The organism is Veillonella tobetsuensis (assembly GCF_001078375.1).
Lineage (GTDB): Bacteria > Bacillota > Negativicutes > Veillonellales > Veillonellaceae > Veillonella > Veillonella tobetsuensis.
In genome coordinates, this window is record NZ_BBXI01000014.1 from 128,095 (window position 1) to 144,023 (window position 15,929).

13 protein-coding genes and 2 pseudogenes are annotated in these 15,929 nt (G+C 32.7%); 2 read left to right on the top strand and 13 right to left on the bottom strand.

Going from position 1 to position 15,929, the window contains the following annotated elements:
* Positions 1–118: 118 nt before the first annotated feature.
* From VEI_RS05975 to VEI_RS05985, 3 genes are read right to left on the bottom strand one after another with little or no spacing between them, the layout of a single operon-like run.
* The gene (locus tag VEI_RS05975) at positions 119–736 is read right to left on the bottom strand and encodes a hypothetical protein (protein ID WP_059363247.1); all 618 of its coding nucleotides are present in this window, start codon (positions 734–736) and stop codon (positions 119–121) included.
* Between the two features lie 9 nt (positions 737–745).
* Positions 746–1,153, bottom strand: coding sequence for a hypothetical protein (locus VEI_RS05980; RefSeq protein ID WP_059363248.1), 408 nt, complete (start codon positions 1,151–1,153; stop codon positions 746–748).
* Positions 1,154–1,156: 3 nt separating this feature from the next.
* Positions 1,157–1,372, bottom strand: coding sequence for a hypothetical protein (locus VEI_RS05985; RefSeq protein WP_059363250.1), 216 nt, complete (start codon positions 1,370–1,372; stop codon positions 1,157–1,159).
* 666 nt (positions 1,373–2,038) lie between these two features.
* On the opposite strand from VEI_RS05985, the pseudogene VEI_RS05990 reads away from it, so the two are divergent.
* Positions 2,039–2,978: pseudogene (locus tag VEI_RS05990) on the top strand (IS30 family transposase).
* A 239-nt stretch (positions 2,979–3,217) separates the two neighbouring features.
* Here VEI_RS05990 and VEI_RS05995 read toward each other — a convergent pair.
* The 4 genes and pseudogenes from VEI_RS05995 to VEI_RS06015 all read right to left on the bottom strand — a co-directional run bounded on the left by VEI_RS05995 (position 3,218) and on the right by VEI_RS06015 (position 7,145).
* Positions 3,218–4,771: a protein kinase domain-containing protein gene (locus tag VEI_RS05995; RefSeq protein WP_059363252.1), complete on the bottom strand. Its 1,554-nt coding sequence runs from the start codon at positions 4,769–4,771 to the stop codon at positions 3,218–3,220.
* A 12-nt stretch (positions 4,772–4,783) separates the two neighbouring features.
* The gene (locus tag VEI_RS06000) at positions 4,784–5,545 is read right to left on the bottom strand and encodes a hypothetical protein (RefSeq protein ID WP_059363254.1); all 762 of its coding nucleotides are present in this window, start codon (positions 5,543–5,545) and stop codon (positions 4,784–4,786) included.
* A 103-nt stretch (positions 5,546–5,648) separates the two neighbouring features.
* A pseudogene (locus VEI_RS10500) lies at positions 5,649–6,827 on the bottom strand (IS256 family transposase).
* A 99-nt stretch (positions 6,828–6,926) separates the two neighbouring features.
* Positions 6,927–7,145 (bottom strand): hypothetical protein, encoded by a 219-nt coding sequence (locus tag VEI_RS06015; protein WP_059363263.1) that lies wholly within the window; start codon positions 7,143–7,145, stop codon positions 6,927–6,929.
* A gap of 87 nt (positions 7,146–7,232) precedes the next feature.
* On the opposite strand from VEI_RS06015, the gene VEI_RS06020 reads away from it, so the two are divergent.
* Positions 7,233–7,715, top strand: coding sequence for a restriction endonuclease subunit S domain-containing protein (locus tag VEI_RS06020; RefSeq protein WP_323131781.1), 483 nt, complete (start codon positions 7,233–7,235; stop codon positions 7,713–7,715).
* A 23-nt stretch (positions 7,716–7,738) separates the two neighbouring features.
* On the opposite strand, the gene VEI_RS06025 is transcribed toward VEI_RS06020, so the two are convergent.
* The 6 genes from VEI_RS06025 to VEI_RS06050 are packed head-to-tail and all read right to left on the bottom strand — an operon-like array spanning position 7,739 to position 15,926.
* Positions 7,739–8,665: a site-specific integrase gene (locus VEI_RS06025; protein WP_059363271.1), complete on the bottom strand. Its 927-nt coding sequence runs from the start codon at positions 8,663–8,665 to the stop codon at positions 7,739–7,741.
* On the bottom strand, positions 8,659–9,231 hold the full coding sequence (locus VEI_RS06030; protein ID WP_059363273.1) for a restriction endonuclease subunit S: 573 nt from the start codon (positions 9,229–9,231) through the stop codon (positions 8,659–8,661). The genes VEI_RS06025 and VEI_RS06030 overlap by 7 nt, the downstream gene beginning before the upstream one ends.
* 44 nt (positions 9,232–9,275) lie before the next feature.
* On the bottom strand, positions 9,276–10,877 hold the full coding sequence (locus tag VEI_RS06035; RefSeq protein ID WP_059363275.1) for a type I restriction-modification system subunit M: 1,602 nt from the start codon (positions 10,875–10,877) through the stop codon (positions 9,276–9,278).
* A gap of 16 nt (positions 10,878–10,893) precedes the next feature.
* Positions 10,894–12,093, bottom strand: coding sequence for a restriction endonuclease subunit S (locus VEI_RS06040; protein ID WP_059363277.1), 1,200 nt, complete (start codon positions 12,091–12,093; stop codon positions 10,894–10,896).
* A 32-nt stretch (positions 12,094–12,125) separates the two neighbouring features.
* On the bottom strand, positions 12,126–15,350 hold the full coding sequence (locus VEI_RS06045) for a type I restriction endonuclease subunit R (protein WP_059363279.1): 3,225 nt from the start codon (positions 15,348–15,350) through the stop codon (positions 12,126–12,128).
* Complete coding sequence (locus VEI_RS06050; protein WP_059363281.1) at positions 15,351–15,926, bottom strand: restriction endonuclease subunit S; 576 nt, start codon at positions 15,924–15,926, stop codon at positions 15,351–15,353.
* Positions 15,927–15,929 lie beyond the last annotated feature (3 nt).

Genomic DNA, 15,929 nt, shown 5'->3' on the forward strand with positions numbered 1-15,929 from the left:
CTTATTAGAAGCGAAGTCTGGCGTCGAAACCATTTATGCCTCACTTTGATATAAATTATATCATATCTAAACAGGGAAAGGAATCCAAGGATTCTTTTCCCTGTTTTGTTGTTATAACTTAAAACTTTTCCCAATCAAAAGATATAATAACTTCTCTTAGCTTACTATCAATATCCCGTACCAAATTTATAAACGGTTGTCCTTTATTATCTTCCCAAGAGGCTAACACGGGTTCAATACCAATATGAATCAAAGTATTTTCATAATAGTTGCCATGTTGAGGTCTAGTGACACATTGATTATAAGCATGATTTAATGTCTCCAATTCATTTGAAATTGTTTCGTCAATCATGGTATTAAGCTTAGCATATACCTTTTTACGTAATGCCTTCCCAGCTTCACTCGAGTCATTATTATAATATCGCAGTGATAGATATAAACCTTTTGAATCATGATCTACACGCCAAAACATCCAAGGCTTAAAGCTAGTTGGAGGGGTAGACCAGATAGCCTCTGATTCTGTCCGACTCCAAAAGCGACGGTTAGTCCACGGACTACCTCCCTGATTTGTACCAGTACTATATTGATTGGAATATGTACTCATATCTTTCCATAACCAATCTCCATCCAACCTTTCATTATCAAATAGAACCTGTAAAAAGCCATGCTGCGTAATACGTTCCCACTTAATATAATAACATTCTTCATCATTATATTTTCCATCAATCTTAGACACGGCTTGATACTAATCTAGTTGATTTTTTAAGTGCTCACAATAGCCTCTTAAAATATCACTTTCACAGTCATGAAAATGCTTCAAGATATCCCAGAACATAGGTCCCGTTAAATAATTATCCACCGAACCGCTATGGGCTACCTGCCAATCATAATCAAAGTAGTACCCTGTCTTAAAATAGACTGTATGAATATGATAATTTGCAATATCAGCGTACTCTATATTAAGATTCGCTAATTTAAAAGCATTTTTCAATTTATTATAAGCATTCCAAGGTTTCTCATTTTTAAATACACCATCAAGAGACTCTCTATAAAATTTAATTTGATTCCCATGCTCACTAGTACTTGTTTTATCTTCTATGATAATAGCTAACTTATATTGAGGAATTATAGCTAATACATCAATATTTAACACTTGCTAAACTAAAATAATTTTATCTATTGAATTAATATCGATATTTAATAATTGATTTTTTTCTGACAAGTTATCTATTAACTTAGCTAGCAAATCTAAACCAAGTTGACGATATCTATGTGTAGTTACATTATCTGGTTCATTAATCCAATTTAAACACCAGCAAATAAAAGCATCTTGAGATAACTCGCCAGTGGCATAAGTAAAGAGGTTATTCATGCTTAATTCACCTAAGTTAAATAGCTGTTCATGTTTCTAGTTTTCAATAAAGCTAATTATAAAGCTATTTTAATACAATGCACTCTATCATTAAATTTGATTTCAATATGTGCTTTACTTATAGCAATAGATACCGACAGCCAGTCATCTGTATTAGCTTCTCTATTTTTTATTGATATTTAATTATTTTTACTATTAAAACTATATTTAATAAGACGTGTCTAAAAACATAACGCGCCACTTGTGAACTATTTAATGTTTTATTACTAAACTTTGTATTTGCATTCTTTTCTAAATCGTTAGGTATTTCTGGGCTTTCAAACTTAGGGTCCAATAAAGACTCACCAATACGATATACCTTTAACCCAATAAAATAGAAATTTATATTACTTACTGTATTATTTAACTATTCTATAGCACTTTTATATTTAGGCCGTGCATGTGTAACACGTCAAAATAATAGTAGTTGTATCTAAACCCGACACCTAAGTAATAAAATGGTCGTAATTAAAATGTTCCATTGATTTTCAATAATAACAATTTTATCTTTATTATCTTTTGTAACTGATGAATTGTAAAATATATTGCGACAAATAAAAAGACTCATATTGTAGATCTCGTGTAAAATGTAAATAACCACAAATACATGACACGGAGGTCTCTAATATGAACTATATACATCTTACCATAGAAAAACGAAGTCAAATAGAAGTTTTACGAAAAGAAGGATACTCTGTTCATAGGATTGCTAGCTTAATCGGGGTTCACCATTCTACTGTAGCAAGAGAATTAAATCGTGTTGAAGGTGAATATTCTGCGATTAAAGCACAACAGTTAGCAATTAGTAAGTCTGCTAATAAAGGCAGACCAACAAAGTTAACACCTCAATTAGCGGCTTTAATTGAATCCAGATTACAACAAACTTGGTCTCCAGAAGAAGTAGTTAGTGCTGAATTAGCTGGGGGCTCTAAGCTTTAAGACAATATATTCTTGGATCCATCGTGGTTTTCTTGCTGTAACCGAAAAAGTACTTCGCCGGAAAGGCAAAAATCCTGGTACACAAGAAAAGCGTGGACGCTTCAATGTAAAAAAGACCATTAAGGACCGACCTAAAGAAGTTGAAAACCGTGAGACTTTTGGTCATTGGAAACTAGATACAATGGTATCTTCCAGAGGTCAAAGTAAAGGTTGTTTAGCTACATTTGTTGAACGTAAAATCCGATTCTATGTAGCAATAAAAATGGATGACCGAACTAAGGACTCTATGTTTTTAGCTATTGGTTTCCTATACAACACATTAACAAGTAAACTACTTAAAACTTTTACAGTGGGCCGTGGTAAAGAATTTGCGTACTTTGAACAGGTTGAAACCGAGTTTGGGATACCGATGTATTTTGCTGACGCCTATGCAGCATGGCAACGTGGCTCTAATGAAAATAGTAATGGTTTACTTCGAGAGTTTTTTCCTAAGAAAACCGATTTAGCTAAAGTAACACTAGATAAAGTAACAGAAGCACTAGTGCTGATTAATAGTCGACCTAGAAAATACCTTGGATTTAAAACACCATTTGACATGTTTAAACATGAGATTAGAAAATTGATTTAATTTTGTCGCATTACTTATTGCAATTCATCAACTATATAACATCGATAACATCCAATAAATGACTCTGTTTCAAAATCACTGAAAGATATACCTAATGGCTCCCCTAAAGTTGATAGGCTTTCTTCTTTTGAAAGCCATGTTTGAAAACTATATTATCCATGCACCCTTAGTTCACATACTTGAAGTGATACACCTTTGACTAACTTCATATTTATAACCGATTAAAAGAAAGCAACTTATTATTGAAAGTTGTAAAACTCTTTTGGTTTATTACGTCTTATTTTCAAAATATATTCATGGATAGTTTGTACTGTCACATTTTGCGCTTGTAAATCATGTAAAATATCATCATTTTCTATATATATTGGTGCAGATAAACGGGGTCCAATTGCATAATAACATCGGTTCTTATCGCTCCTCTCATAATTTATACAATCACAAATCTCAATTACACCTTTATCTTCACCGTTTTCAATACCTAAGTCTAAATATCCACTTCTTGTCTCATTTGTATCAACTTCAATTATCCCATTAACAATAGACTTATAATAGGTCTCTTTCCCGTTAATTATATATGGCTTTAAACGATTTAACTGTAACAAAATAAGTGATGTATAACCAGAAACATCTGCATATAACCAAATTTTCTCTAAAGAAAACTCTAAAATGGTATTTAAATCTTTTATAAGAAGTTGTAGTATATTTTCATTTTTTATATAAGTAATCCCCTTTAAGGTCTGATTATGCCATCCATCACTATACCATATCTCACAATCAGATAAATTTTCCTCTATAAAAGCATTAATTTCTTTTATAATGCGTTCAAAGTATATACTATCTAATAAACATTCTATTTGATTATCTGCTTTTGGGTAAATTCTTCTAATCAAATTATTAAATCTATCATTAAACTCTAGGCTTTGTATTGTTCGTGCTATTTGACAACTTTCTTTTTTTTCAACAGATAAACGATTCCTCTCTTGAGATAAAAAAAGTTCAATTTCTTCTATTGATTGAAATCGATCAGCTTGATTATATTTTAAACACTTGGATAATAATGGTTTTATCAAAGGATTATCATAATCATCAATATCTGATGTTCCTACTAATGTATGTCCTTCCAACACCCAGTATAGTAATTGCCCTAAAGAATATATATCAGATGCAAATATAACATGACCATTCTTTTCACTTTGTTCTGGTGCAGAAAATTTATAATTTGCTAATCGCTCTCCTTTTTTTGTCATATTATTTTCTATATATTTAGCTATTCCAAAATCAGCAAGATAAAACAACTCATCAGAATCTACTAAGATATTTTCTGGTTTTAAATCACGATGTATTATATTCTTAGAATGTATTTCTTTTAAAACCAAAAGTAAAAAATCTAGTACTTTATCATATATTTCCATACGACTACCTTGATAGTTTTGTACATATTTTTTCAATGTAGTTTTATATTTTTTCATTATATATAAATAAAACAGCTTACTACCAATCTCTATATGTTCAAAATTTATATATGATGCTAAAAAATTTTTTTGATGATTTTCCAGCATTTGGATATTGAAATATTCGTTTTTAAAACGATCAAAATCATGCTGGTTATTATCTCTGTTATAAAACTTTAAAACAACATCATAATCATTGTATTTGCCAGTATAAACTAAACCACTACCACCTTGACCTATTTGTTCAAGATTTACTATTTTCCCCCATTGAAAAGAAATAGTATTATTATTCTCTTTAATATACTGACTTATTTCTGTCGAATAATCATTCTTTAATGACATATTACCCTCACCTTAATCTAAATTTCTACAAATCAAATGAACTAAACTAACTCCATAATCAATCAAAAATATTTTCTCTGAATCACTAAAATTACGTCTATATTGTATGGTATTACCATGACGAAAAACATGAGTTATCTTTCTAAAATCTATAGGTCTAACCAGATCTGAAATATTTTCTATATCTGGTATATCAATAAACTTACGATCTAGCTTTAAAAGATATTCAATAGTGTTATTTAAATTCATTAATTTAGTATCTAAAGACATCTCACTCCACCTATGATTGTTGGTATCTATATCACTAATAAGATTTTCAACCTCCTTATCTAAACCAATATTACCGCTTTTTTTTATTATCCTTAAATCTGCTACTATTGTTCTTCTAACATTCCATTTTACGATACCATCAACATCAAAGTGATATTTCTTTGCATAAGCTCGAATATCATCATACGCAAATTCTGCTAAGCCTCTTGGTCGTTCCAATAAATTTGGAAATTGCTCAATAATATATCCATTATTCCAAAGATAAAAGCATATAAGAATAAACCACGAATTATCCATATCATTATAGCCATTACTTGGTTGGCATAGCTCTCTAAACTTATCAATAACCGCTTGATCATCAAATAAACTATAAGGTATATCGACAGTTCCAACTAACTCACCATAATCATTATAAACCAACTCACAAAAACATATTTTTAACCTTAAACTACTATAATACGAATTCGAACAATTTGTTTCAAAATACTCAACCAAATTAATCATATATTAACCTCAAACTTTATTGTATACTAATTATAACTAGTTATTAACCATAACCACTATGTCTCAGGTAGTGTCAATAATTTTATGTAAACGTTTTTTATTCTCAATTACCAAACATATTTTGTAACTGACTAAATGCTGCACCAAATCCACGATGTGTTTTACCAAAGAATTTAGCATTATACTCACTAGCAAATGTGCATACAAAAGTATCTAATGATTCAATTGATGGAAACTGCTCTTTATGGCTGATTCGTCTTTTTAGGTGTTTATTCCAGCCTTCAATTAGATTATTAGAATAGATTGACGGCCTAATGGATTCAGGAAACTCTAAAAAAGTGAATAAATCAGTAATATCAGATAATGTATTCGTAAGCTTAGGATACTTAGATGATCACATTTCTAAAAATTTATACAAAGCTGGCTCAGCTACTTGTGTTGTATTGGCAGTATAAACCAACTTTAATTGTGCTAATACAGGAGCTATATCTTATTTTCTAATTAACATACGTACCATACGAGTTATATGTATCCAACAACGTTGGAAACGTACTCTTGGATATATTTCCTGACAAGCTTGATGTAATCCTTGAAATCTATCACCGACAAAAAGAAGAATGTTCTCTAGACCTCTTTGTTTTGCATGATTTAATAGCTCTTTGTAGGCTAATGTGCTTTCATTAGGATATATGCCATAATCAATGACATGTTTCTCGCCTGATGGTGTAATACCAATTAAAACATGAAGAGCCTCTTTTTGTGCTGTTCCACGTTTAACGGTAATAAAAGTAGCATCTAGATAAACTACAGCAAACTGTGAAGGTAATGGCCGATTATGAAACGCATCTACTTCTTCTGCAACGACTTTAGTCATGTTAGAGATAGTTTATGGCGAATAATAGCAACTATATATTTTTTCAATAATATCAGCTATTTCACGTGTGGTAATACCTTTTTAATATAACTATATAATCATTTCTACAAGATTACCAAAGTTCCGATTGTACGGTATAAGTAATTTATTTTGAAATTGGCCCAATCGATCGCGAGGTATTTTGATCGTGATATTACCGAAAATAGTATGTAAAGAACGCTCATAATAGCCATTCCGAGAATTACCCGTATTATAGCCGCTAACATCATATTTATCATAGGATAAAAACTCAGTTAATTCAGCTAGTAATAGCGTATTTGACATCATTTCGAGTTCATTACGAAATAAGTCCATAAAAATTGAATGATTATCTGGAGCGTCAACTGAGATTATGTTAACATTAAACATAGAGAATCAACCTTCTTTCTGAGATTATGCTTGGTAACTTAATCATAAAGAAGATTGGTTCTCTTTTCAATTGTTTGAGAACAGTTTACACAAAATATTTTACACTGCCGATGCCTGTAAATATAAATCAGCTAAACATAATATATAGTGTTTAAATAGATTATGCCATAAAATACTATCTCCATCCCAAAATACATTAAGAAACCCTTCCATCTGATCATTGAGATTTTCTAATTCACTAAAATAAAGATAGTTATCAAGTAGCTCTTTACGATTTAATAACTGTTTAATTGTTCTATATCTATATGCTTCAGACATTTTTTCTCCTTTCAATTTACTTGGGAACAGCGTAAGTTGGGCGAAATATTTGAATACCTACAAAATAATACTCTATCTAGAGACTCGTTGAATTATAAAAATCCTAATATAAAGAATATTCATTATGGTGATATTTTGGTTAAATTTGATGAGATACTAGATGGATCTAATAAGGATATACCTTATATTAACTCTGAGCTTGATTTATCTAAATTTAGCAAATCATTACTCCGAGATGGGGATATCGTCTTTTCGGATACAGCTGAAGATGATGCTGTTGGTAAAGCGATTGAGTTGCAGAATGTAAGTGCGCCATTTATTCTTAGTGGTTTACATACAATTCCTTGTAGGCCACTAATTCCATTTGGTAAAGGTTATTTAGGTAATTTTTTAAACTCAGATTCTTATAGGATGCAGCTTAGACCATTAGTTCAGGGCATAAAAGTTAGTTCGATATCTAAATCTGCTTTGAAAGATACAATGATTGTATATCCAAAAAAATTAGATGAACAAGAAAAAATTGGTGGTTTATTTTACCACATTTCTAAAATGATTACCCTTCATCAGTAAAAGCCATTTCTACAAAATAAATCTCAAGCTAATCCAGCCATCGACCGCATTACCAGATCAATATCTCTATTTTCCATTTCCTGAATTATATGTATATACGTTTTCTGTGTCGTCGTCATACTCGCATGACCTAAACGTCTTGCAACACTTGCAATAGAGACTCCTGCAAAAAGCAATAGCGATGCATGTGTATGTCGTAATCCATGAATTGATATAACTGGTATTTCTAATTTTTTACAATATCGTTCTAATACACCATTAATTGTTGAATTAAATACACGACCCTTCACAAATATCGGCTTATCTTCAGGTAAGCCTTTAATTATTTCAGAAAACTTTATGATAGTTTGCCAATCAAGCTGTATTTTTCTCACTGATGATTTATTCTTCGTTGGTAAGAACCCACCATCACCTTTATAATCCCACGTCTTATCTACAATCAATGATTGATGTGAGAAGTCAAAATCTTTTGGAGTTAATGCTAAAGCTTCTGAAAATCTCATTCCAGTTTTTGCTATTATCAATATCAACCAATCCCAATTAATTTCTGATGTCAATTTCAAATTTACTAACAAAGTATGTAGTTCAAACTGGTTCAGATATTTAATCTTCTTAATTCTCGGTGACCGGCCTTTTATAATAGCCTTTCGAGTTGGACCCCTATCTATTAAACCTTCATCCACTGCATCTAATACAGCTGCTTTTATTTGATGATGAAAGTCCATCGTTGTTTGTCGTTCATGAAACTCCGCATAGTCATTTAATAATTGTTGATATGATATCCTATTTAATTGTGAAAGCCTAAGTTCAGGGACTAATCGCTTTAGCCATAGCAGCGTTATCTCATATTTTCGCATTGTTACATCACGAATAGCACCTTCTTTATATATATGTATCCATTTTTCGTAATAAATATAAAATAATTCGGACTTTTCCTCTATTGTTAACATAGTTTTCCCCTACCATTTACGCTGTTCCCACATAGAAATGGCTCTTGCTGATGAAGGGTAATAGTACTATCTATCATATTAAATAGTTTACTAATTTTTCGCTGCTCATCTGTAGAAATAGGTATTTTTAATATAAAACTATCAATCTCTTTAGATGATATATTAGGCTGTGCCCCCGCAACTAAAACTGACTCCAATTGTTTCAAAAAGATAGATGATTTTACCAATGTACTTATAAAAGAATAATCACACTTCAAATTATTTTGAAAATAACCAACACGTTGATTCTGATAAAATTTAATATTCCCAGTATTTTTCAGTACTGCAGCTTTTCCTGTCGTTGCACCTGACATGGCGATAACCAATGCATTATTAGGTAAAACATAATTCTCATCATTATTTTGTTCTAAATAGTACGCAAAATCACCGCCTATGGAACCATCACTAAGAATATTAGAAATTCTAATAACAGGAACTCCTGTCGCTTTAAACTCGGTACTTTTAAAAGCAAAGCCTCCCCTTAATGGTGTTAAATCACCTAACTTACGCTGTTCCCAAGAATACAAAAAGAGGTAGAAAAGTCCTATTTGGTCTTTTCTACCTCTTTTCCTTACATTTTGACGCCTAATAGGGCTAATTGTTCGGCTATTTCTTTTTCAAGTTGTGCAATTTCTTGGTTATCTTGTTCAATCATACGATTGATTTCATCAAGATCAAGTTCTTCTTCTTCCTCAAATGTGTCTACATATCGAGGAATATTTAGATTGTAGTCATTCTCCTTGATTTCTTCGAGAGATGCAACGTGTGCATATTTATCAACGTCTTGTCTATTTTGGTATGTTTCAATAATTTTAGTAATATTTTCTTCACTTAAATTATTTTGATTTTTACCTTTTTCAAATTCATTACTAGCATCGATAAATAGTACGTCACGTGTCGTGCGGTTTTTCTTAAACACAAGAATTGTTGTAGGAATACTCGTGCCATAGAACAAGTTCGCAGGCAAACCAATCACCGCATCAAGGTAATTCTTTTCTATAATAGTTTGGCGAATCTTACCTTCCGCAGCGCCGCGGAATAGAACACCGTGAGGTAAAACGATTGCCATTGTACCTTCATTGTTTAGGTGATATAAGCTATGTAAAATGAAAGCATAATCTGCTTTAGAGGCTGGTGCTAATTTACCATATTCACTAAAGCGTGGATCTTTAAGTTTACTTTCATTATTATCCCATTTAGCAGAGTATGGAGGATTCGCAACAACCGCATTAAAGGAACGTGGTCTATCGATACCATCACGATCAGGACCATCTGGCCAATCACTTTCAAGAGTATCAGCATTATTTAGTGTCATATTATTATACGTAACACCATGCATCATCAAGTTCATACGAGCCAAGTTATATGTTACCGTATTTAGTTCTTGCCCATAAAAGCTAACCGCACCTTGACGAGATCCATCAGGCAATTCATTACGAACCGTCAATAGTAGTGAGCCAGAACCCATTGTTGGGTCATAGACTGTGAAAGTATCAGTTTGAGATTCTATATTTCCAGTAACAATTTTAGCCAAGATTTGACTAACTTCATGAGGTGTATAGAACTCCCCACCTTTTTTACCAGCATTAGCAGCAAACTTACCAATTAAATACTCATAAATCTCACCAAGTATATCTTTACCACTTTCATCTTTATACTCGATTTCGTCGATTTTAGTAACAACTGCATTCAAAGTCTTAGTTCTACCTGCTGTCGTTGACCCAAGCCCAGAATCACCAAGATTGATATAGTTAAAAATACCTCTAAAATCTGCTGCAGCTTCTTTATTAATTTCAGCATTCTTATTAAAATTTTCAAATAATCGTTGATAATCACTAGGAATAACGGAACCATTATGAATGCTTTCAGTTAAAGAAGCCCATGTATCCTCAGGATTAATAGCATATCCTAATGTACCTGCAATATCAATTAAACAAGCCTCTAAACCTGCGTCTTCGACAAGTTCCTTATATGCTTCATTAACAGATTTGCCATCTGAAATATCAACCAAGTCATTATTAACTAAGTACTCTTCTTGATGAATGGAAAGATATTTATAGAATAAAAATGGAAGAATGTAATCTTTAAAAGAACTTGCATCCATTGTGCCACGCAAATCATTGGCAATCGCCCATAATTGGCTGGAAATATTCTGTGCTTTTGATTCTGCCATACAAAATCTCCTTTATTTATACAAACATCTGTTGAAGTAATGCTTTTTTCTGTAATTGTAAGTGATCTAACTTACGCTGATGAAGGGTAATATATTGATTATATGCTTCTATTAACTTTGATATTTGTTTTAGTTCATCAATATCAGGAGTAATCATGATATTAATTTCAGCCATTACATTATTCATTAATTTAGGATTGCCTACTTTAGAAACATATTTATATGCAACTTTATTTATAATTTCACTCACTGCATAACAGGCATATCCATTTTCATTAATGAGAACACCATTAACATTTGTACTATAAAATCGACCAGGTCTAAAATTTACCGTACCTGCATTTGCCCCATCTGTAGTCCACGTTATAGCATTCTCAAATAAGTATTCTGAATAATATCCCAACAATCCATTGTCTTTTGTTTGTGAAGAAAACACAGGATAAACATTTCCCCTATTTTTCTCTGGAGTAGTTAATGAAGCAGCAAGTACTTGTCCTCTTGTAACTTTAAATATTTCATTAACCTTACGCTGTTCCCAAGCATCAGTAAATCCCGGAAAACGAAGTTCTGGATAACGCTCTCCATTTTTTGGGAAAAGTTTTTGAAGCAACGCTTTTTTCTTTAAATTTAAGTGTTCAAGCTTACGCTGATGAAGGGTAATAAACTTATCCAACTGTTTTATAAAGTTACCTATTTTAACTTGCTCTTCGATACTATTAGGAATATTTAGTTCACTGTCAAAAAAATCTTCTGTTGAAATATTAAGTAACCCATGGTTGCGAGCACCTTCTGCAGCCCTTTTTGAGATTTCCTTATACCATAAATGAGTCATGTAATAACTAACAATAAAATCAGAACTTATATTGTTATCTGTAATTTCAAATAAAATATAAAGAGTTGATAAAGCACCTATATCATAATAATCAAGGCGTTTTACAGCCCCAAATGGATACCCCTCAGAATAACTTTTGTTATATGCAAATTCTCCTTTTTTAATAAGATAATAATTTGACATATCCCGACTAGCAACTTGTCTATTAAAGTATTTACGTTGATCTACCAAACCATCTTGTGCTGATATTGTAAGTGGCAAATCAGATAGACCACCATTTTTTCTTGTTACTCTCGTAGTAATCTGACACAACTTACGCTGTTCCCAATCTTCCGTAAATCCAGGGAAACGTAATTTAGGTACTCTCCGTTTTTCCTTATTCATCGCAACCCCTCTTTCCTTTTACCATACCAACACTACCTTTCATTAACATAAGAATCCGCAAATTTATATAATGCAGCAACTAGCTCGTTACCATATGTAATCTTATTAAGTGCAGCCACTTCTTTATCTTGTGCCTTAACTTGGTATTCTTTACGCGCATCTTTCTTCAGTTGACTAATTCGTCCCGTACTATCAAGGTCTTGTTTACCTGCAGTATGGTGTCCAAATAGTTCTAAAATTTCATCATTACTAATAACATCAATAATGCCCCATTTTAAACGGAAATCAAAGATATTATCTTTCACAATCATGGTATTAGCATCATGTATAATATCCAAACTAGATTTTAACTGAACTGGATACTTTACTTCATGCCCTTCAGGAGGATAATTACCGCTATAAATGGCATCAGCAGCGTTATTAATTTGTTTTGCATATTGACGATCTTCCAGTGCCATAGCAAAATCACTAATCTTATCTCGATAGTCAGCGGCTACATCCATACGGTCCTCATGCACTGCATTCATCAATGCTTCTACCAATTCAGTTAGATAATCATAATTGACACTAACATCTTTTACATGAATCATGCGTAATTCAATTTGTGCGACAGGTACATCATGTATTTCTGCAATTCGTTCCTTCAAATCATTATACAAAGATGTTGTTAGTATTTCCTCTTGTTCAGGAGTCATGCCAAGTAATGTAACTAGTTGCTCTGGATTATCATAGTCAAAACCAATATCTTCACCATTAACTGTCTCTGGGTCATATTGTTTCAATTTAGACATTCCCGAACTATAGGTACGCATGAGATTAAACATTTCTTCTTGTTTAGCTTCACTAGCAGGTACTTCTGTGAAAGTATCTGTAATATCCGCTAATTGATTTACTACATGTTTTACATCTTCAAATTGCTCTTTAAAAGATTTAGCTAAAACACCAGTATCTATTAATTCTTTTGTATCAATCAATGTTTCTTGTACATCAGCAGAGGCCTTATTAGCATAGATACTTAACGCCCGATTCATAAGTTCTTCATTCTTAGCAGGCCATCTGTAATTAACAATACGGCCCCATGGTTTACCTTGATTATCAGCAATGCGGTTTGTTCTGGAGTAAGCCTGAATCAACAACGCATCCTTCAATGTACGGTCTACATATAGCGTATTCATTTTAGGTGCATCAAACCCAGTTAATAGTTGATCTACAACTATAACAATATCTAAATATTGTCCGTCTTCCGCAGTACGATTTAATCGTGTTGTCAAATCTTGTGTATAACCAGATACATCATCTAAACCAAAGCTGGTACCGAACATCTTATTATAATGATTCATCGCTCGTAATAAACCATCATTTGTCGTTAATTGATTATCACTATTATTTGTACTCATGCTAAATGTAACGCCAACTTTCAGCGTCGGTAATCCTAGTTCTGCTCGTTCTTGATTAACACGCTCAAATTCATCAAAGTACATCAAGGCCATTGGCGTACTTGGACGATTACCACCTACATGTGTAGTAAGCATAGCATTATAGGCACTATCATTAGAACGGTTACGCCAGTTTTTGAAGATATCCTCCACAACTAATCGCACATGATTAGGATTATTATCATAGAAACTAGGTTCAATCATATCATCCATATCATTGTCGGTAAGGTTAGCGATTTTACGTTCAATATCAGATTCATTCCAATCAGGATATTGTGCCTTATAAAATTTAGGTAAGTACTCTTGCTTCATTTGATCTTCGGCAATAGTCGTTTCAAAATCCACCTTAAACCCTAACACATTTTTATCGGCAATCGCTTCGCGAATTGTATAAGCATGGAGTAATTTGCCAAATACTTCATGAGTCTTAGTGCCTTTTTTACCAACTACTTCATCAAACATAGGTGTTCCTGTATAACCTACCCATGCAGCGCCTTTAAAGACCTTTTGCAATTCTTCAAAGCTTTCACCACCAGTGGAACGATGAGCCTCATCGACGATGAATACAAATTTTTTCTTAGGTACCACAAAATTTTTGCGTTTAATAAGAGTATTTAACTTTTGCACAGATGTAACAATAATTCCGTAACCACTTTTGTTCAATTTACGCTCTAAGGCATCTGTATTTAACGTACCACTTACATTGTTATACTCTTTACCCCCATCGTCAATGGATCCTTCAGGGTCATACGCTTTATAGTTATCTTCTGTTTGTTTGGTTAGTGCAATACGGTCTACAACAAAGATAACCTTATCTACATTAGGCATACGGCTAGCTAACCATGCTGTTTTAAAGCTAGTGATAGTCTTACCAGATCCAGTGGTATGCCATACATAACCTAATTTATTGATAGGTAAATCAAAGTCTGCACGTTTCAGCTCATTCAAAACGGCCTTTGTAGCATATACCTGATAAGGGCGCATAACCTTAAGCATTTGTTTATTCTTAGTGCCGTCAAGAATAGTAAACAATGTAGACATTTGGTGCGCCATTGGAATACTGAGGAACATATCAGCAAAAGTAGTCCAATTACGAACTACCTTATTATCATTAGGATTTTGCCATTCAAACGCAAAGTCCTTGTTAAATAATTCAGCCGTTGTATTCGCCATATATTTAATACGATTAGGCGTCATAGCTACTAGAATTTGAACTGTTGAGAAAATATCACTATACTGTTTCTCTTGAATATATTGATGCATTTGATTCAATGCTTCATCAACAGAATGTTTAACAGATTTCTCCTCAATTTGAATGATTGGTAAACCATTAATAAGTAGTGTAGTATCAAAACGACGTTCTGGACGACCCGCAATTTGTGGGTCTCGCTTAATTTGACTTACCACTTGGTATACTGTATTACCTGCTCCAATTTGTTTTTGATCAAATACCGTCAAAAATACATGACGTCCATCATCAAGATCTACTTCTACTTGAGATACGCCATTAATACCATATAAAAATTGACCCGCTTGATATGGTGTATAAAGTTCATTAATAACCTTTTGAACCTGTTTAAACTCTGTATCACTTAATGGTTGCGTCAATTGATTTTGATTCAATTGATACAAAATAGACCGAAAGTTTTCCCACAAGTCTTCAGTCGTTTTAATTGTTGGCTCATACTTCCATAATTTGCTTTTAAACACCTTCATATTACCGTATGGAGCTGTAGTGTCTCCCATTTGGTTAGCTGTACTACTAATAATCCCTGACGATAATTGTTCAATTAGCTGACGTTCAAATTCTAGTTCTGTCATTTACTCCACTCCCTGTAACATAGCAATTGATAAACGATATGTATTCTCGGCTACCCGTTGTCTTAATGAACGTAATAATAATTGCTTAAAGTATATATCCCCTATCACCCGTTGAATCTCTATTGATGGTAATTCTGGTAGCGCAATTTCTTTCAATAGTTTTAAACTATATCGTATCACCTGACTACCTTGTAAATTTTGTTTAAACTGACGTTTAATCGATTGATTTTCATTAATCAAATATGCCATATACTTTCTATCTACTAACCTACTCATAGGCTCCATACGAGCATAATTTTGTGTAAATACATAGCCATCGTGTTCCGCACTTACTATTGTAGCTTCACCAGAAATTGTGCTAAATAATAAATCACCTTCTTTAGCAATAGCACCAGGCCCCATTCCATCTACTTTTATCTGTTTCCGATCACTCATAGCCCCAGGTACACCATATAAATCCTCATATAATTCATTCTGCCCATACAAGGTATATACTTTCGCATCAGGACTATTGCTTTCTTCAATGCGATACTGTGATATCCCCGTATTACTATGAAATACATTTTGAATATACATTAT